This window comes from Pseudomonas sp. LF-5, assembly GCF_037626295.1.
Lineage (GTDB): Bacteria > Pseudomonadota > Gammaproteobacteria > Pseudomonadales > Pseudomonadaceae > Aquipseudomonas > Aquipseudomonas monsensis.
The window spans coordinates 49,936-69,735 of sequence record NZ_JARKMT010000011.1 but is presented as its reverse complement, the minus strand read 5'-3'; the positions used below and the strand labels follow the sequence as shown (position 1 = coordinate 69,735).

Sequence of the window (19,800 nt, the reverse complement as noted above, 5' to 3'; positions counted from 1 at the left end):
GATCATTATCCTGCCGCCCTTCAGCTGAATCGCTTCACTGCCTGCGTCACATTGAAGCGCCCGGTTTCCCCCAAGAAAACATCGAAAAAGACTGATCCATGCCTGATTTTTCCTTCTCCAGAGACAGCGCTATCTCAGCGCTGCGCCTGCTCGGCGGCTGCACTGCACTCGGCCTCGCCACCTACGCCCAGGCGGCCCCCGCCTTCGACAGCGACTCACCGTACATGCTCGGTGACTGGAACGGCACCCGCACCGAACTCTCGGAAAAAGGCTACGACTTCAAACTCGATTACACCGGCGAAATGGGCAGCAACCTGCACGGCGGCTACGACCACGACCGCACTGCGCGCTACAGCGACCAGTTCGGTCTGGGTACGCACCTGGACCTGCAAAAGATCCTCGGCTGGGACGACGCCGAGTTTCAACTGACGATTACCAAGCGTAGCGGCAACAACATCAGCAACGACCGCATCAACGATCCACGCGTCGGCGGCTTCACCTCGGCGCAGGAAGTCTGGGGTCGTGGCCAGACCACGCGCCTGACACAGATGTGGTATCAGCAGAAATTCTTCGACCAGAAACTCGACATCAAGGTCGGCCGTTTCGGTGAAGGCGAAGACTTCAACAGCTTCCCGTGCGACTTCCAGAACCTGGCGTTCTGCGGCTCGCAGGTCGGCAACTGGGTCGGCGGCATCTGGTACAACTGGCCGGTCAGCCAGTGGGCACTGCGGGTCAAATATCACCTGACACCAGAGCTGTACGCCCAGGTCGGCGCCTACGAGCAGAACCCGTCGAACCTTGATCGCGGCAACGGCTTCAAACTCAGCGGCAGCGGCACCCAGGGCGCCGTGTTGCCGGTCGAACTGGTGTGGACGCCGAAGCTCAACGACCTGCCCGGCGAATACCGCGCCGGTTACTACTACAGCAGCGCCAAGGCCTCTGACGTCTATAAAGACCAGAACGGCCAGCCTGCCGCACTGAGCGGCGAAGCCTACCGCAGCGCGTCGAGCAAGCACGGCGTGTGGTTCGGCGCGCAGCAGCAAGTCACCAGCATCGCCAGCGACCACTCGCGCGGCCTGAGCGTGTTCGCCAACGCCACGATGCACGACAAGAAAACCAACGCGATCGACAACTACGTGCAGGCCGGCGTGGTCTACAAAGGCCCGTTCGATGCCCGCGCCAAGGACGACATCGGCTTCGCCCTGGCCCGCGTGCACGTCAACCCGGCGTACCGCAAGAACGCCGAAGCGAGCAACCGCGCCAACGCCGTGTACGACTACGACGACCCGACGTTCCTGCCGCCGCAAGACACCGAATACAGCGCCGAGCTTTATTACGGCGTGCACCTCGCCAACTGGCTGACCGTGCGCCCGAACCTGCAATACATCCGCCATCCGGGCGGTGTGGACAAGGTCGATGACGCGCTGATCGCGGGGATCAAGATCCAGTCGTCGTTCTAAAGCAACACGAAAAAACCTGTGGGAGCTGGCTTGCCAGCGATAGCGATTTCACATTCGACATCAACGTCGCCTGATGTGGCGCCATCGCTGGCAAGCCAGCTCCCACAGGAGGCGAAGAAGAAATTCGTTAGCTAGACAAGTTTTTATCTGAACCATGCCTGTGCCAAATCGTCATCTAAAGTGACTACAGCGCGGGACTACATAAACGTCACGGAGAATCACACTATGAGCACCGAAAGTGCTTCGAGTCGGGGCCGTCTGCTACCGAGCCTGCTCGGCATTCTGCTTCTACTGATGGGCCTGGCCATGCTGGCCGGGGGAGTCAAGCTGAGCATGCTCGGCGGCTCGCTGTACTACCTGCTGGCCGGTATCGGCATCGCGCTGTCCGGCATTCTGATGCTGATGCGCCGTCGCGCGGCGCTGGGCCTGTACGCCATCGTGCTGTTTGCCAGCACTGTTTGGGCCTTGTGGGAAGTCGGCCTGGACTGGTGGCAACTGGTGCCGCGCCTGGCCCTGTGGTTTGTCCTCGGCTTTGTGATGTTGCTGCCGTGGTTCCGTCGTCCGCTGCTGCTCGCAGGCCCGGCGCCGATGGGCACTGGCGGCCTGACCGTGGCCGTGATTCTGGCCGGCGTTACCGCACTGGCCAGCCTGTTCACCCATCCGGGCGAAACCTTCGGCGAACTGGGCCGCGACACCGCGGACACCACCAGCACCGCGCCAGCCATGCCCGATGGCGACTGGCAAGCCTACGGCCGCACCGAGTTCGGTGACCGTTACTCGCCGCTGAAGCAGATCACTCCGGCCAACGTCGGCAAGCTGCAAGAAGCCTGGCGTATTCAGACCGGCGATCTGCCGACGGCTGATGACCCGGTCGAGCTGACCAACGAAAACACCCCGCTCAAAGCCAACGGCATGATCTACGCCTGCACCGCGCACAGCAAAGTGCTGGCACTGGACCCGGACACCGGTAAAGAACTGTGGCGCTTCGACCCGCAGATCAAGAGCCCGGTCGGCTTCAAGGGCTTCGCCCACATGACCTGCCGTGGCGTGTCGTACTACGACGAAGCCGCGTACGCCAAGACTGAAAACGCCGCCTCCGCCGTGATTTCCGAAGCCGGCAAAGCCGTCGCTCAGGCCTGCCCGCGTCGTCTGTACCTGCCAACCGCTGATGCCCGTCTGATCGCTTTGAACGCCGACACTGGCAAAATCTGCGAAGGCTTCGGCAACAAAGGCGTGGTTGACCTGACCCAAGGCATCGGCCCGTTCACCGCCGGTGGTTACTACTCCACCTCGCCAGCGGCGATTACCCGTGATCTGGTGATCATGGGCGGTCACGTCACCGACAACGAATCGACCAACGAGCCATCGGGCGTGATCCGCGCCTTCGACGTGCGCGACGGCCACCTCGTATGGAACTGGGACAGCGACAAGCCAGACGCCACCGAGCCTTTGGCACCGGGCGAAACCTATAGCCGCAACTCGGCGAACATGTGGTCGCTGGCCAGTGTCGACGAAAAACTCGGCATGGTTTACCTGCCACTGGGCAACCAGACCCCAGACCAGTGGGGCGCTGACCGCACGCCAGGCGCCGAGAAATTCAGCGCCGGCGTTGTCGCCCTCGACCTGGCCACCGGTAAAGTGCGCTGGAACTACCAGTTCACCCACCACGACCTGTGGGACATGGACGTTGGCAGCCAGCCAACCCTGCTCGACATGAAAACCGCCGACGGCGTGAAACCGGCGCTGATCGCCCCGACCAAACAGGGCAGCCTGTACGTCCTCGACCGTCGTGACGGCACGCCGATCATCCCGATCAAGGAAATTCCGGTTCCGCAAGGCGCCGTGAAAGGCGACTTCACCGCACCGACTCAAGCGCGTTCGGACCTCAACCTGCTGGCCCCGGAACTGACCGAAAAAGCCATGTGGGGCGCGAGCCCGTTCGACCAGATGCTGTGCCGCATCCAGTTCAAGGAACTGCGTTACGAAGGCCAGTACACCCCGCCGTCGGAACAGGGCAGCCTGATCTACCCGGGTAACGTCGGCGTGTTCAACTGGGGCGGCGTCTCGGTCGATCCGGTTCGCCAGATGCTGTTCACCAGCCCGAACTACATGGCCTTCGTTTCGAAAATGGTGCCACGCGAAAAAGTCGCCGCCGGCAGCAAGCGCGAAAGCGAAACCGCTGGCGTACAACCGAACACCGGCGCGCCATACGCGGTGATCATGCACCCGTTCATGTCGCCATTCGGCGTACCGTGCCAGGCCCCGGCCTGGGGCTATGTCGCCGGCATCGACCTGACCACCGGCAAAGTCGTGTGGAAACGCAAAAACGGCACCAGCCGTGACAGCTCGCCGATCCCGATCGGCTTCACCCTGGGCGTGCCAAGCATGGGCGGCTCGATCGTCACGGCGGGCGGCGTCGGCTTCCTCAGCGGCACCCTCGACCAGTACCTGCGCGCCTACGACGTGAACACCGGTAAAGAGCTGTGGAAATCGCGTCTGCCAGCAGGTGGCCAAGCGACTCCGATGACCTACACCGGCAAGGACGGCAAGCAATACGTGCTGCTGGTTGTCGGCGGTCACGGCTCGCTGGGCACCAAGATGGGTGACTATGTGATTGCGTACAAACTGCCGGAATAAGCTTTAACGGCAGATAAAGAAAAGGCGATGCCCCGCAAGGGACATCGCCTTTTTTGTGCATGCAATTTCTGAGTCCACCAAAGAAACCTGTGGGAGCTGGCTTGCCAGCGATATCGGTGGGTCAGACGGTACACATGCCGGCTGGAAGAACGCCATCGCTGGCAAGCCAGCTCCCACAGTTTGATCAGCGTTGGATGTAGGAATTTTGCTCGTCCTACAGACGCCGGGAATTGCAGGGAGTTTTCCGACAACTCGCGTCGGTTGTGCCTCGGAAATCGGCTGGATAGGCTCTGGGGGTCGCTGCAAATTCAGCGAACGGGCGTCGCGGCCCGAGCAGTTCATTCGATTTGATGCATAATCGCCAACCCAAACTTTAGCGCTCAGGTGCTTTTCGTTTGGTTTGATGGTGGCTGTGCGCGGGATACCTTCGGGTATGCCGAGATTGCCGAATGGCTCGGTCCGCGAACCTGCGTACAGCTGCCACCCTCCGTCGCGTCGCGGTGATTGAGAGTGACAGCCCCACTTATCATTCGGAGCTTCACCATGAAAAAGCCGACACCCAATCCGCCGGAAACAAACGAAACCTCCCCCTACCAATCCCCCGATTCCAAAAAACTCCACGAAGCCGCCGAACGCGCCCTCGACCACTACCTCAAACCCAATGCCCTGACCCTGCGCTTTCACAAACCCAGCACGATGTTCCAGGTCGCCCCCGAGCAAGACAGCGAAAGCCTGCTGGTCCACGCCTGCGAATCGCTGGCCCAGGCCAGCCTCATGACCAGCGACATCGCCGCCTACATCGACCTGCCGCAGCGGCGCACGATCCTGGCCATCCAGCAAATCATCATGCTCGCCGAACTGGCGGTGAACCGCGTGCTGGATAACCACGAAATCCCCCAACCCCCAACACACAGCTAACCCTGTGTGAGCGCGAGCCTGCTCGCGAAGGCGTCACGTCAGCCCATTCAGCCGTTGGAGTGACTGACACAGCGCTTTCGCGAGCAGGTCCGGGGCGTCGTTTGACGAAGTCGAATACATTGAAAGATCACGCCCCCCATATATAGATACCACCTTCCCCCCGCTGTCCCTCGCCATGCTGCCCCCTCATCCTCAGCATGGAAAAAGTGCCCATGAGCCACACCACAGCGCCCACCGCCGAAGAGATCAAAAACGATCTCAACGCTATCGGCCATCATCTGTTCAATACACAAACACCGTTGCTTCCCGAACAGCAACTGAATCCCGAACAGACCTATCTGAAACGCCTCGACGCGCAACTGAAAACCTACCGCGCAAGCTACTTGCAACGCAGCCGCGTGCTGTATCAGGCCCTGGAAAACAGCGATCTACAAAGCGATGAAGGCAAACGGCTGATCGCAACGCTGAAAATCAGACTGGCCCCCCAACTGCTCGACATGGACCAGCGCGACCGGATCGACGGCAAACCCGCGAAAACCTTTCTGAACTATGACGCCGGCTTCACTGCCTTCGGCCACGAGGCAAGACAGGCCGTCACCGACCGCCTGCTGCACCCGCAGGCCGGCGCACTGCTGCAAAAGCTCGATCTGGCCCCGATGTTGCGTCCGGCCGTTTACGCGCTGCAGTTCACCTATCAAGACACCACCGTTGAGCTGGCCGGCGCCTTTGTCGTGATGGAAAAGGACACCCGCCGAGTCAATGACTTGCAAACCGACCAGAGCATGGGTTACGCCCTGCTGTTCACCCCGACAAGAGGCATCGAGTTCTTCAACTCCCTTGCTGACCTCGACAACCAGTTGCGCTCGTCCCTGAACCAGCCAGGCGATAGGGAGGCGTTCATGCACATGCTGCCGACGCGCTATCACGCAGTGGGCGCAGCGGGGATCTGGCCGCTGCTGCTCGCACCGATCGACAGCAAACCCTTGTTCGAACACACCTACGATGCGCTGATCGAAAAACGCATGCAGGATATCGAGCGCGCCCTGAGCCTCGTCGATAACCCGCAGCAAGACCCCAAGCGATTGCTCACCGCGCTGGAAAGCGCAATTGCCGGCGCCCTGCCGGATCTCACGCCGCGCCTGGAATTACGCGCGCAAACCTTGTTCGAACGCCACCTGCTCTACAGCGCACCCGACTGGTACCGCAGCGCCAGCACCGCGCAAAAAACCACACTGGCGCTACATCTGCGCAACTACCAGCAGAAGCGGCAACACCTGCTCGACCTGATGGAACCGGCAGGCAGCCTGAGGGGCGTGGCCCGTCAGCAATGGCTGGAACGCCTGAGCGAAGACCTGGAAATCGACGATCTCGACCCGGAAAAGCTAAGCCTTTCGACCGAACGTCAAGTGCCGGGCTACGGCGTTTATGTGCATCAATCCAGTCTGCTCGAGCTGTCCTTGCGTGGCCCGCACACCGGTGATGAGTTACCGGGCTCAGCGTTTTTGAACCACACCCGCCTCACCTACGATGACGCGCCTCTGCCGGAAACCTACGCTGACATAACGCCGGCGTGGCTGATCAGACAAGCCCTGGACCTGCAGCCGCGGATTGACTTCAATCAGTTGCAAAAGACGCTGCTGGCCAAGCCCGCAATCAAACCGGCCATCGAGCAGTTGCTTGATCATCGTATCGTCGCCCTCGCTCACACGGCAGTGCTGCAAGGGTACTTGCTCGACAGTGACCTGCAACTGATCCAGCGCCTGCGTGACCGCAGCGATCCCCGCCTGCACGCCGCCGCCCTGTCACTGCACGGCGCACAGTTGCAGGACTTGTGGGTGCTGCGCCAGAACGATGAAAGCGGTGCGCTCAAACGGCTATTGCTGTGCACGCCAGAGGCGCCGCGAGCGCAACAATTCCAGGCCTTCGACAGTGAACGCGAATGCCAGACCCACTTGCTTGGCTGGGCCAGACACAATGATGGCGCCGAGAGCATGACCGGCTACCTGATCAGCCGTGCGCCCATGCGCTTTCGCGCAAAGCTGCGCCACGTATTGTCCAGATTGAGTTTCAAGCCTGAGGCACTGGAACATCAAAAGATCACCTTCGATCGCACCGGCAGTCATCTCGATTGCCTGCGGGCGATGGCTGAACATGTGCTCGCCACACGGATCGACGACTACGATTTCAGTACACCGGCGTGGTATCGCTCGACCACCGCCGCCAACCGCCGGAAGCTGACGACCCTGAGCCAAGACGCCGAAGGTGCCTTGCGCGCGTTCGACAACCACGCCTTGTCGGGCAGTCGCTTTCCGACGTTTGATGACTACGTGCACGAGCAAGCAAAAATCAGCTTGAACCAATTGCTCAAACGCACGGCCAACGATGTCGACCCGAATACCGTCTGGGCATTCTCGCCAAGCTCCCTCGTGCACGCGTGGACGCCAAAACCGATGACCTACACCACGCTTTATCGCGACGGCTACGCCGACGGCGTGGGTTTTTTCGATGAGAAGTTTTCCCGCTCGGCCCGCTTTCGAGGCCCGGAGGGCGTCGATATCAGCAACCTGACCGCACAGAATGTCGCACGCTCGGTCACCGGTGTCTGGATCGGCCAGCGCTACATCGACAAGGTCAAGGCTGAACTGCAAAGTTCGACGAGCGAAGGCTACGGCTTCAGGCGCAACGCGACCCTGGCCATTACCCGGCTGCAGATGAAAACCGCCGCGCAGGAATGCCAGCTGCAAGGCCATATCGCCAACCGCGATCTGCAATGGCTGGAGCAGAGTATCGACAGCATGGAGCAGACTTCCGGAGCCATCCGCACGACCTATCCGATTCACCGTTTGATGATCGACGGCGAATGGGTGATCGATGCGTGGCTGTTCGGCCATGGCGACAACCCGGTGCTGCTCTACACACCCGACGCACCCGACGGCGTCGCCTTTCGCGAAGCGCGGCTGTTCAATTACCTGCTTCAGCAGCAGTCAGGCATGCTCGAATACCTGACCTTGCGCGTCGGCGCCAGCGCCCGGAACAGGGTTCGCACGCACCTTGAAAACATCAAGAAAGGGCTGCCCAAAGACCTCTATAAAACCACCGCCAGCCCCGCACTTTACGACTCGACCCGGACGGTCGCGGCGGTCAGTGATCTGCGCGCGGCCCTTTACGACATGAAGCTGCAACGTCGGATCGACGACGTTAACGCCACCACCACCCGCCGTGCGCAAATGATCGCCAGTCTGGTCTGGACCTGTGTCGAATGGGTCACCGCCATCGCCACTGCCCCGTTCCCCCTGCTGAGCCTGAGCAGCGGCCTGTTACTGGCTTTCAAGGACGCCATGCTCAGCCTGCACGCGTATCGCCAGGGTGACCATGGCGAAGCATTCCAGCACTTTCTCGGTTATCTGTTCAACAGCGCCGGTGCGCTGCTGACCGACCTGCGTCCGGCACTGCGTTCACTCAAGGCCGTGCGCCTGCCTTTGCGTCAGCGCATCGCCAGCGCCAGTGTCAGCACCGATCCACAGGCGGTCATGACTGTGATCAATCAAGGGGCACCCGAACCTGAATGGGATGGCATGCATGCGGTCTTTTTCAAAAACAAGTTGTACTTTACCCCCAACAGTCCCGACCCATTCGGCCGTTATTTGCTCTATTGGCACAAGCCGGATTCCGCCGACCTTGTTTCTACCGGCATCCTGACCGAGCGCAACGCCGACGGGGTGATGGTGCGCAGCGGCTTGGCCGGCGGCGCGCCCAAATACCAGACCGTGCCCGAGACACCCGGTCCGCACAAGGTCTATGGCGTGGAAAGCAAATACCACCAGCACATCGAAGCGGTGATGAATCCGCAAATCCGGCAGAACATCCTCCAGCGCAGTCAGTACGATATAGCCCCCCGTACCGACCTGGTGGTCGAGGAACTCGCTTCGACACGCAGCGCCTACCTGAAACAGGTCGAAAAGCTCAGCACGGACGCCACCGCGCATTTCGCCGAAAGTGCTCCGCTGCCAGCCCGCGCCGAAGTCCCGCCAGTTGCCGACAACCTGTCATTTGCCCAGTTGATCGCCAGCGACACCGTCAAAGGGAAAAACCTGGTGATCGGCGCCCAGCCCGGTTCGATCGCCAGCAAACAATTGCTGATCAGCAATCTGGACGCACTCGCGAGCAACGACTTCAAGCGACTTTACGTGGAATACCTGGCGGGAGATGTTTTCCATATCAAGCTGGAAAAAATGAACAAGGGCGGAACCTGGAGACACATCAAAAAACACCTTAAAGCCGTCGACCGTGCGCTGGGACATGAGGAAAACGCGGCGTTCTCTTATCTGGCACTGGTGCGTACCGCGCGCGCGAAGGGTCTGAAAATCCATGCGCTGGATGCGTCGACCAGCTACCAACTGGACGGCGCCCTGGTACTGGACGACGTTTCGCCATTGACCCCTCGCAGCAACACCCTGAGGAATTTCTATTCGCACAAGACGCTGGCCGCCGATATCGCCGATGCGCCTGAAGAGCGCTGGGTAGTCCTCACCGAACAATCACGCATGAGCAACTTCGACAACACCCCCGGCCTGGCCGACCTGCACGCGGCTGTTGCCGTGCGCGTGGAAGATGTCGCACTGGATCAGCCGGCACGCATCGGCCTCGATTCAGCCGGGGCCATCGCCGGCGATGCGGCAGCCAAGGGCGATTATCGGGTGCAATGGCCAACGGCGTACAAGGCGCCTCAGCCCGTCTCCAGGCCCATAGCGAGCGTCTCCGTTGTCGACCATTTCAGCGAATACGATATTGCGCCCTCCCTGCGTGACGATATCGCGCAAATGTTGCATCAACCCCGCGGCATGGATTCACGCTATTCCCCGACCTTACCCAATGAAAAACAGGCATACGATGCGTTCATCGCCAACCGCCAGCGGCTCCAGGAAAAGTCCCGGGACGCTTTTGCCCACTACACGCCCCCGGAAGCTGCCACGCTCCCGCCAATCACTTCAGACACCGCGTTCGACGCGTTTTTGGAGCAACTGGCCCGCGGACGCTGGAACCTGTTGCTTGGCGAAGCCCATGCAGACGTGTCGAGCAAAGCGCTGCTGAAAAAGCACATGAAGGCGCTCAAGCAAGCCGGGTATGACACGCTATACGTGGAACATCTGCTCACCGATTTGCACCAGGCCGATCTGGATATCTTTTATCGGACACAGCATATGCCGGACAGACTGAGGACTTATCTGAAACTTCAGAACAGTGGCCACATGCCCTTCTATAAGGGTAATGATACGTACACAGAAGTCTATCAGTTGGCGGCCAAGTACCAGATCCGTATCAGGGCACTCGATTGCACGGCGTCCTACCACCTCCAGGGTATGGCTGGCAAAGACGTCTCGCGAAACGAGATGTTCAGCTATTTCGCCACCCAAGTGATCGAAGCCGACCAACTGGCACACGGGCCGCATAAATGGATGGCCCTCATCGGCAATGCCCACACTAATTACAACCTGGGTGTGCCGGGTCTGGCCGATACCCTCTCGGCGATCAGTCTCCATGTGCGCGACACCACTGCGGAACTGGCCAGAGGTGTCCACCACGGGATGTGGGAAGTGGTGACCGGCAGGCGCGGAGTCGATAGCCGGGCCTTGCGCAGCGATTTTCGAATGAACATGGCCACCGCCGGAACGCAAACGCCAGCCCCGACGCCGGCGGTCAGCCGCAGCAAACTGACCCTCCCCGGGATGTTCATGATCGAACATACAGGCACAGGTGGGCCCCGTCTGGTGCATAAATCCAAGACCGGCGACATCGTTGTGACACCGATCCAGATCAATGACCAAGGCTTGCTGTTCATTGATCGCTGGGAGAAAAAAGATCAGGGTTTCAAATACCTGCGGGAACTGATCGACATGCTGGTCCATGATGTGAATTTAACCGAGGTGAAATAAACATCAGGCGTGAACTGCGCATTGCCAACCACCACCGGGCTTCACGGCCCGGTGGTTTTTTACAGCCGGATGCCGCCGCTCTGCGCCGTACTGAACAGGCCCAGCCCAAGGGAGGCAAACGCCTCGCGGGCGGCGTTCAGAAGGTCGCCAGGTGCAGAGAAACCCTGTCAAAACCCTGAACACACAAACAGAAACACCCCCCCCATTGAAACCACCCCAAGCCTGCCCCATCTAAGACCCATACCCCATTGCGCAGGTGCCCCATGAGCGACCAGCAAGAATTCCCGGAAAACCCAGACGACTACACCGAAGCCGAACACATCGAACACACCTCCTCCGGCAAAGGCCTCGCCCTGCCCGGCCAGAACCTGCCGGACAAGGTCTACATCATCCCGATCCACAACCGGCCATTCTTCCCGGCGCAAGTCCTGCCGGTCATCGTCAACGAAGAACCCTGGGCCGAAACCCTCGAACTGGTCAGCAAATCCGAACACCACTCGCTGGCCCTGTTCTTCATGGACACGCCCCAGGAAGACCCGCGCCACTTCAACACCGGCGCCCTGCCGCAATACGGCACGCTGGTCAAAGTCCACCACGCCAGCCGCGAGAACGGCAAACTGCAGTTCGTTGCCCAAGGCCTGAGCCGCGTGCGCATCAAGACCTGGCTCAAACACCATCGCCCGCCGTACCTGGTGGAAGTCGAATACCCGCATCAGCCGACCGAGCCGACCGACGAGGTCAAGGCCTACGGCATGGCGCTGATCAACGCGATCAAGGAACTGCTGCCGCTCAACCCGCTGTACAGCGAAGAGCTGAAGAACTATCTCAACCGCTTCAGCCCCAACGACCCGTCGCCGCTGACCGACTTCGCCGCCGCCCTCACTTCGGCGACAGGTAATGAGCTGCAAGAAGTGCTCGACTGCGTGCCGATGCTCAAGCGCATGGAAAAAGTCCTGCCGATGCTGCGCAAGGAAGTCGAGGTCGCACGCCTGCAGAAAGAGATTTCCGCCGAAGTTAACCGCAAGATCGGCGAGCATCAGCGCGATTTCTTCCTTAAAGAGCAACTCAAGGTCATCCAGCAGGAACTCGGCCTGACCAAGGACGACCGCAGCGCCGACCTCGAACAGTTCGAGCAGCGCCTGGAAGGCAAAGTCCTGCCGGCGCAGGTGCAGAAACGCCTCGAAGAGGAAATGAACAAGCTGTCGATCCTCGAAACCGGCTCGCCGGAGTACGCGGTCACCCGCAACTACCTCGACTGGGCGACGTCGGTGCCGTGGGGCGTGTACGGCGAGGACAAACTCGACCTCAAGCACGCACGCAAAGTCCTCGACAAACACCACGCCGGCCTCGACGACATCAAGGACCGCATCCTCGAATTCCTCGCGGTCGGTGCCTATAAAGGCGAAATCAGCGGCTCCATCGTGCTGCTGGTCGGCCCGCCGGGCGTGGGTAAGACCAGCGTCGGCAAATCCATTGCCGAATCCCTCGGCCGGCCGTTCTATCGCTTCAGCCTCGGCGGCATGCGCGACGAAGCCGAGATCAAGGGCCACCGCCGCACCTACATCGGCGCGCAGCCGGGCAAACTCGTCCAGGCGCTGAAAGACGTCGAAGTGATGAACCCGGTGATCATGCTCGACGAGATCGACAAGATGGGCCAGAGCTACCAGGGCGACCCGGCCTCGGCGCTGCTGGAAACCCTCGATCCGGAGCAGAACGTCGAATTCCTCGATCACTATCTGGACCTGCGCATGGACCTGTCGAAAGTCCTGTTCGTGTGCACCGCCAACACCCTCGATTCGATTCCCGGCCCGCTGCTGGACCGGATGGAAGTGATTCGCCTGTCGGGCTACATCACCGAAGAAAAAGTCGCCATCGCCAAGCGTCACCTGTGGCCGAAACTGCTGGAAAAGGCCGGCGTGTCCAAGGGCAGCCTGAGCATCAGCGACAGCGCGCTCAAGGCCTTGATCGACGGTTATGCCCGTGAAGCCGGCGTACGCCAGCTGGAAAAGCAAATGGGCAAACTGGTGCGCAAAGCGGTGATGAAGCTGATCGACGACCCGAAAGCGGTGATCAAACTCGGGCCGAAAGACCTTGAAGCGTCGTTGGGTCATCCGGTATTTCGCAATGAACAAGTGTTGTCCGGCACCGGCGTCATTACCGGTCTGGCCTGGACCAGCATGGGCGGCGCGACCCTGCCGATCGAAGCCACGCGGATTCACACGCTCAATCGCGGGTTCAAACTCACCGGGCAACTGGGCGATGTGATGAAGGAGTCGGCGGAGATCGCCTACAGCTACGTCAGCTCGCACCTGAAGTCGTTCGGCGGCGATCCGAAGTTCTTCGACGAAGCCTTCGTCCACCTGCACGTACCGGAAGGCGCCACACCAAAAGACGGCCCGAGCGCCGGCGTGACCATGGCCAGTGCCTTGCTCTCGCTCGCGCGCAATCAGGCGCCGAAAAAAGGCGTGGCGATGACCGGCGAACTGACGCTGACCGGGCATGTACTGCCGATTGGCGGGGTGCGCGAGAAGGTGATTGCAGCACGGCGGCAGAAGATTTTCGAATTGATCCTGCCGGAGCCAAACCGGGGCAACTTCGACGAACTGCCGGAGTATCTGAAGGAAGGGATTACGGTGCATTTCGCCAAGAAGTTTGCGGATGTGGCGAAGATCCTGTTCTGACAGAAAGCCCCTCACCCTAGCCCTCTCCCGGAGGGAGAGGGAGCTAATTGCGGAATATTGCAGAAGTACGCCGACCTGAAGCTATGTCGCTGAATCCATAATCGACTCGGTTTTTCAGGTCGATGTATGACACAAGACACTTCGGTCAGTCCCCTCTCCCTCTGGGGAAAGTGGGCCGACCGAGAGATATTTCAGGGTTACGCCGACCTGAAAGTACTTCGCTGAATCCATAATCGACTCGGTTTTTCAGGTCGATGTATGACACAAGACACCTCGGTCAGTCCCCTCTCCCTCTGGGAGAGGGGGCCGACCGAGAGATATTGCAGGGTTACGCCGACCTGAAAGTACTTCGCTGAATCCATAATCGACTCGATCTTTCAGGTCGATGTATGACACAAGACACCTCGGTCAGTCCCCTATCCCTCTGGGGAGAGTGGGCCGACCGAGAGATATTTCAGGGTTACGCCGACCTGAAAGTACTTCGCTGAATCCATAATCGACTCGATCTTTCAGGTCGATGTATGACACAAGACACCTCGGTCAGTCCCCTCTCCCTCTGGGAGAGGGTTAGGGTGAGGGCTTGGCGTTGTCACACTTTGTCTCATCTTCAGTTATGCTCGCCGTTCGTCACCAACGCCGGAGCTGCTGACCTTATGTCCCCCACTCGCCTGTTTATCCCCCTCGCCCTTTCGTTGCTGGCCGCGTGCGCCACGCCGCCGAAACACAACGTGACCGTGGAAAAACAAAGCGAGTGCCCGGTCCGGCTCACCAACGGGCAAAACCTGATTGTGATGCTGCCAAGCAACCCGACCACGGGCTATCGCTGGGCCATTCAGGATTCGGCCGGTGGCGTGCTGCGTGCATTGAGCCCCGAGGTTTACAGCAATCCAGAAGACGCCGGCGTGGTCGGTGCGGCGGGCCTGTCGACCTGGCGCTTTCAGGCCTTCGCTCCCGGCACCGGGCGCTTGCGCCTGACCTCGCAACAGCCGTGGGCTCCGGAAGTGTTGCCGGTGGAAACCTTTGACTGCGCGATCTCGGTGAACTGATCGTGGGCTGGCTGATTCTGGCGCTGATGGGCGCGGTGACGTATCTCTACGGCCTGAGTACCCATGCGGCGCTGCTCTGCCTGTTGGTCAAACCGTTGCCGGTGTTGGCGCTGCTCGGCTGGTTGCACGATGCGCCGCCCGGTGACTATCGGCGCTGGATCAGCCTGGGGCTGATTTTCTCGTTACTCGGCGATGTGTTGCTGGCGTGGCCGGGGGATTTGTTTGTGTTCGGCCTCGGCGCGTTTCTGGTCGCGCATCTGGCTTATCTGAAGGCTTATCTGAGTGACTGCAAGCGTCTGGCGGTGTTGCCGTTGGTGCTCGCCCTCGGAGTTGGCGCGGTATTGCTGGGACTTCTGATTTCCAGCGGTCTGGGGCCGTTGCTGGTGCCGGTGATCGTTTACGGCACGGCGATCAGCGCAATGCTCTGGCGTGCCCTCGCTCGTCTCGGAACCGATGTGCCCAAGCGTTCGGCGCTACTGGCGGCGGGGGGTGCGCTGGCGTTTGTGTTCTCGGACAGCGTGATTGGCATTGACCGGTTTGTGTCGCCATTTCACGCTGCGCCGTACGTCATCATCCTCAGCTACTGGCTGGGCCAGTGGGGCATTGCGGCCTCCGCCTTCTCCCAGACCAAACGCTGAATAACTGTGGCGAGGGGATTTATCCCCGATGGGCTGCGAAGCGGCCCCTAAAACCTGCCAGCAATGTGTATCAGACCTATCGCATGCACAGGTTCTACGACTGCTTCGCAGCCGAGCGGGGATAAATCCCCTCGCCACACGTGTGTGCTTCAGGTTTGTGTGCGGTGCTTTATCAGACAACCCGCGCATCCCCGCGCCAGTTTGGCTAAAATGCCGGCCTTTTCCATCGACACCGCCGGAAACCGCCGTGAGCAAAGAACCCGATCGCATTTTCGCCCAGCCCCTGGACAAGGTGCCTGACTTCGCCTTCAACGAAGACGTGGTGCGGGTGTTCCCGGACATGATCAAGCGCTCGGTGCCGGGTTACCCGACCATCGTCGAAAACCTCGGCGTGCTCGCCGCGCAATTCGCCCAGCCGAACAGCGTGCTCTACGACCTTGGCGCGTCGCTCGGGGCGGTGACTCAGGCGCTGCGCCGCCATGTTCGCACCGACGGTTGCCGGGTGATCGCTGTGGATAACTCGGCGGCGATGGTCGAGCGGTGCCGCGAATACCTCAACGGCCAGAATTCGATGTTCCAGGAGTTGCTGCCGGTCGAAGTGATTGAAGGCGACATCCTCGCCCTCGATTTCCAGCCTGCTTCGGTGGTGGCGCTGAATTTCACCCTGCAATTCATTGCCCCGGAACAGCGCACCGCGTTGCTCTCGCGTATCCGCCAATCTTTGCTGCCCGGCGGCGCATTGATTCTGTCGGAAAAACTGCGCTTCAACGATGCCGAAGAGCACGCGCTGCTCACCGATCTGCACGTCGCGTTCAAACGCGCCAACGGCTACAGCGAACTAGAGATTGCCCAGAAGCGCAGCGCCATCGAAAACGTCATGAAGCCCGACAGCCTCGAAGAACACCGCGAACGCCTGCTGGCTGCCGGGTTCTCGAAAGTCGTGCCGTGGTTCCAGTGTCTTAACTTTGCCTCGTTGATTGCCTTGCCATGATTGATCTGTCCCCCCTCGCCCGCCGTCTGGCCGGCACACCGCTGGCCGAATGGGCCAGCACCCTGCAAGTGCAACTCGACAAGAAAATGGAGAAAGGTCACGGCGATCTGGAGCGCTGGCAAAGTGCGCTGGATGCCCTGCCGAAAATCCAGCCGAGCGAAGTCGACCTGCTCAACGGTCTGAAACTCGACACCGACTGCGACGATGAAACCCGCGCGCAGATGCGGACCGCACTGATGGGCCTGTCGCCGTGGCGCAAAGGCCCGTTCGACCTGTTCGGCGTGCACGTCGACACCGAATGGCGCTCGGACTGGAAGTGGTCACGCGTCTCGCCGCACCTCGACTTGAAGGGCAAACGCATCCTCGATGTCGGTTGCGGCAACGGTTATTACATGTGGCGCATGCTCGGCGCCGGCGCGGACAGCGTGATCGGTGTCGATCCGAACTGGCTGTTCTTCTGCCAGTTCCAGGCGGTACAGCGCTATCTGTCCGAGCCGAACGCCTGGCACCTGCCGTTCCCGTTCGAAGACCTGCCGCCGAACCTCGAAGGCTTCGACACGGTGTTCTCCATGGGTGTGTTCTACCACCGTCGTTCGCCGATCGAACATTTGCTGGCGCTGAAGGACTGCCTGGTCAAGGGCGGCGAACTGGTACTGGAAACGTTGGTGGTCGAAGGCGACAAGCATCAGGTGCTGGTGCCGGAAGACCGTTACGCACAGATGCGTAACGTGTGGTTCCTGCCGTCGGTGCCGGCGCTGGAATTATGGCTGCGCCGAGCAGGTTTCACCGATGTGAAGTGTGTGGACGTCAGCACCACCACGGTCGAAGAACAGCGCGGCACCGAGTGGATGAAGTACCAGTCGCTGAGCGACTTCCTTGATCCCGAAGACCACAGCAAAACCATCGAGGGCCTGCCGGCGCCGATGCGTGCTGTGATTGTCGCGAAGAAGTAATCCAACCTCTCTAACACTGCGGTGAACTCACCCCTCACCCCAGCCCTCTCCCCTGGGAGAGGGGGCTGATCTCTGGGCTTTTCAAGATCTGAGTTCAACTCGATATCTTGGTCGCCATAGCTCTGCCAATCGCCTCGGTCAGTCCCCTCGCCCTCCGGGAGAGGGGGCCGATCTTTGGGCTTTCCAAGATCTGAGTTCAACTCGATATCTTGATCGCCATAGCTCTGCCAATCACCTCGGTCAGTCCCCTCGCCCTCCGGGAGAGGGGGCCGATCTTTGGGCTTTTCAAGATCTGAGTTCAACTCGATATCTTGATCGCCATATCTCTGCCAATCACCTCGGTCAGTCCCCTCGCCCTCCGGGAGAGGGGGCCGATCTTTGGGCTTTCCAAGATCTGAGTTCAACTCGATATCTTGATCGCCATAGCTCTGCCAATCACCTCGGTCAGTCCCCTCTCCCTCCGGGAGAGGGGGCTGATCTTTGGGCTTTTCAAGATCTGAGTTCAACTCGATATCTTGATCGCCATAGCTCTGCCAATCACCTCGGTCAGTCCCCTCTCCCTCCGGGAGAGGGTTAGGGTGAGGGGCTTTTTGCTCTTCGGGCGCGGAAGAATTCGGTCAACACCGCGCCACACTCCTCCGCCAACACCCCGCCTTCATACAACACCCGGTGATTCAAAAAGCCCTGGGTGAAAAACTGCCCCTGACTCTGCACAATCCCCGCTTTCGGTTCCAGTGCGCCATACACCACCCGCGCCACGCGCGAATGCACGATCAGCCCGGCGCACATGCTGCACGGCTCCAGCGTCACATACAGCGTGCTGCCCGGCAGGCGATAGTTGTCCACCGCTTGGGCGGCGGCGCGGATCGCGACCATTTCCGCGTGGGCACTGGGGTCGCTGGTGGTGATCGGGCAATTGAAACCGCGACCGATGATCTCACCGTCCTGCACCAGCACCGCGCCCACTGGCACTTCGCCGAGCGCTGCACCTTGGGCGGCGAGGTCCAGGGCTTCGCGCATGAAGTCGCGGTCACGGCTGCGGTCGATGATCGCGGCGGGGCGAATCTGGCGCATCACTTCACCTCGATGGCGGCCATCAGGCCGGTTTCCATGTGGTCGATCACATGGCAATGGAACATCCACACCCCAGGATTATCGGCCACCAGCGCCACCTGCGCGCGCTCGTTTTTGCCCAGCAGATAAGTGTCGGTGAAGTACGGGATGATCTTGTGCCGGTTCGAGGCGATCACCTTGAAACTCATGCCGTGCAGGTGAATCGGGTGCTGGTACTGGGTCATGTTCTTCAGCTCGAAGATGTAGCTCTGACCGAGTTTCAGGCTGGCAATCGGCCGGTCGGCGCAGGTCTTGTCGGTGATGTCCCAGGCCTTTCCGTTGATCTGCCACAGGCTCGGCGGCTTGCCGTTGTCGACGTTGACCGACACCGACCCGACCCATTCGAAATTGAAGTTGAGTTTCTCGGCATTGGCCAGGTCCGGCTCGGCCACCGGGTTGGCCGGCAAGGCCTTCGGCCACTCGGTCGGCGCATCGTTGTTGGCCACCGAACGCAGGGTGCCCAGACGCACCGGGCCGTTACGCAGCGACAATTCTTCACCGGCCGCCGGAGCCTTGATCGCCAGGCAAATGCGCATGCCGGGGCCGAGCCAGTATTCCTTGCCCAGCGGCCGTGGCTCGACCGGGTTGCCGTCCAGCGCGTAGATCTGCGCTTCGACGCCGGGAATGTTGATGCGATAAGTCAGGGTGTTATCAAGATTGAGCAGGCGCACACGCGTGATCTGCCCGGCCGGCAATTCGATCACCGGCAACGGCACGCCATTGATCGTCGACAACCGCCCTGCCGTGCCGCCACGGGCCGCTTCACGGGGAATGCTGAATTCGACGAAATTGCCTTCGTCGTCGACGTGCCAGTTCTTCAGGCTCAAGGTCTTTTCGTATTTGAAACCGGTCGGCTCGCGCTCTTCGATGATCAGCGGTCCGACCAATCCCCGGCCAAGTTCTTCGCTGCTGCTGACGTGCGGGTGATACCAGTAGCTGCCGGCGTCCGGCACGCGGAATTTGTAGTCGAAGTATTCGCCCGGCAGTACCGGCAGTTGCGAGACGTATGGCACGCCGTCCATTTCCAGCGGCAGGCGGATGCCGTGCCAGTGGATGGTGGTCGCCACCGGCAGATGGTTGATGAACCGTACCCGCAGCCATTCGCCCTGACGCACGCGCAACTCGGTGCCCGGTGCCGACGGGCCGAACGCCCAGGCCTCGGTCTTGTGCCCCGGCACCAACTCAACGTCCAAGGGCGCGGCAATCAACTCGTAGTCATGGCCCGCTTCAGGGTCAGCCATTTTGCCCAGCCAATAACGCGACGCGCCCCCCGCTCCGACACCAACGACAACAAGACCGGCCAGGCCACCGAGGATTTGGCGACGGGTAAAGGACATGAACTCAACTACCTCACGTATCAGCATCGGACCCGACAGGCCCGTAAAAGGCGAATACGATACACCTGCGGATGAGAAACAGTAAGGGCGACC

General features: G+C 60.5%; 11 protein-coding genes. 9 read left to right on the top strand and 2 right to left on the bottom strand.

The features are described 5' to 3' along the window. Positions 1–98: 98 nt before the first annotated feature. The 9 genes from PseuLF5_RS23850 (at position 99) to cmoB (ending at position 17,257) form a co-directional block, all read left to right on the top strand. On the top strand, positions 99–1,460 hold the full coding sequence (locus PseuLF5_RS23850) for a carbohydrate porin (RefSeq protein WP_340134841.1): 1,362 nt from the start codon (positions 99–101) through the stop codon (positions 1,458–1,460). Positions 1,461–1,685: 225 nt separating this feature from the next. Continuing rightward, complete coding sequence (locus PseuLF5_RS23845; RefSeq protein ID WP_267798676.1) at positions 1,686–4,097, top strand: glucose/quinate/shikimate family membrane-bound PQQ-dependent dehydrogenase; 2,412 nt, start codon at positions 1,686–1,688, stop codon at positions 4,095–4,097. A gap of 543 nt (positions 4,098–4,640) precedes the next feature. Next, entirely contained in the window at positions 4,641–5,015 is a 375-nt protein-coding gene (locus PseuLF5_RS23840; RefSeq protein WP_340134840.1) for a DUF6124 family protein, read from the top strand. A 212-nt stretch (positions 5,016–5,227) separates the two neighbouring features. Then, positions 5,228–10,948, top strand: a complete 5,721-nt coding sequence (locus PseuLF5_RS23835; RefSeq protein WP_340134839.1) for a membrane-targeted effector domain-containing toxin — start codon at positions 5,228–5,230, stop codon at positions 10,946–10,948. 263 nt (positions 10,949–11,211) lie between these two features. Next, entirely contained in the window at positions 11,212–13,629 is a 2,418-nt protein-coding gene (gene lon / locus PseuLF5_RS23830) for an endopeptidase La (protein ID WP_340134838.1), read from the top strand. 653 nt (positions 13,630–14,282) lie between these two features. After that, positions 14,283–14,675, top strand: coding sequence for a protease inhibitor I42 family protein (locus PseuLF5_RS23825; RefSeq protein WP_128615635.1), 393 nt, complete (start codon positions 14,283–14,285; stop codon positions 14,673–14,675). 2 nt (positions 14,676–14,677) lie between these two features. Continuing rightward, entirely contained in the window at positions 14,678–15,313 is a 636-nt protein-coding gene (locus PseuLF5_RS23820) for a lysoplasmalogenase (RefSeq protein ID WP_186748215.1), read from the top strand. A gap of 247 nt (positions 15,314–15,560) precedes the next feature. Next, complete coding sequence (gene cmoA, locus PseuLF5_RS23815; RefSeq protein WP_186748216.1) at positions 15,561–16,304, top strand: carboxy-S-adenosyl-L-methionine synthase CmoA; 744 nt, start codon at positions 15,561–15,563, stop codon at positions 16,302–16,304. Further along, positions 16,301–17,257, top strand: coding sequence for a tRNA 5-methoxyuridine(34)/uridine 5-oxyacetic acid(34) synthase CmoB (gene cmoB / locus PseuLF5_RS23810; protein WP_123466087.1), 957 nt, complete (start codon positions 16,301–16,303; stop codon positions 17,255–17,257). The genes cmoA and cmoB overlap by 4 nt, the downstream gene beginning before the upstream one ends. 573 nt (positions 17,258–17,830) lie before the next feature. Here the strand turns inward: cmoB and tadA are convergent. Further along, positions 17,831–18,331 (bottom strand): tRNA adenosine(34) deaminase TadA, encoded by a 501-nt coding sequence (gene tadA / locus PseuLF5_RS23805; protein ID WP_123466085.1) that lies wholly within the window; start codon positions 18,329–18,331, stop codon positions 17,831–17,833. Next, positions 18,331–19,707, bottom strand: coding sequence for a multicopper oxidase family protein (locus tag PseuLF5_RS23800; protein ID WP_340134837.1), 1,377 nt, complete (start codon positions 19,705–19,707; stop codon positions 18,331–18,333). The genes tadA and PseuLF5_RS23800 overlap by 1 nt, the downstream gene beginning before the upstream one ends. Between the last annotated feature and the right edge of the window lie 93 nt (positions 19,708–19,800).

Excerpts from the sequence above, each read along its gene's own strand:
- tadA (WP_123466085.1), bottom strand. The coding sequence starts at position 18,331 with ATGCGCCAGATTCGCCCCGCCGCGATCATCGACCGCAGCCGTGACCGC.
- PseuLF5_RS23800 (WP_340134837.1), bottom strand. The coding sequence starts at position 19,707 with ATGTCCTTTACCCGTCGCCAAATCCTCGGTGGCCTGGCCGGTCTTGTT.
- lon (WP_340134838.1), top strand. The coding sequence starts at position 11,212 with ATGAGCGACCAGCAAGAATTCCCGGAAAACCCAGACGACTACACCGAA.
- PseuLF5_RS23850 (WP_340134841.1), top strand. The coding sequence starts at position 99 with ATGCCTGATTTTTCCTTCTCCAGAGACAGCGCTATCTCAGCGCTGCGC.
- PseuLF5_RS23835 (WP_340134839.1), top strand. The coding sequence starts at position 5,228 with ATGAGCCACACCACAGCGCCCACCGCCGAAGAGATCAAAAACGATCTC.
- PseuLF5_RS23825 (WP_128615635.1), top strand. The coding sequence starts at position 14,283 with ATGTCCCCCACTCGCCTGTTTATCCCCCTCGCCCTTTCGTTGCTGGCC.
- PseuLF5_RS23840 (WP_340134840.1), top strand. The coding sequence starts at position 4,641 with ATGAAAAAGCCGACACCCAATCCGCCGGAAACAAACGAAACCTCCCCC.
- PseuLF5_RS23845 (WP_267798676.1), top strand. The coding sequence starts at position 1,686 with ATGAGCACCGAAAGTGCTTCGAGTCGGGGCCGTCTGCTACCGAGCCTG.
- cmoB (WP_123466087.1), top strand. The coding sequence starts at position 16,301 with ATGATTGATCTGTCCCCCCTCGCCCGCCGTCTGGCCGGCACACCGCTG.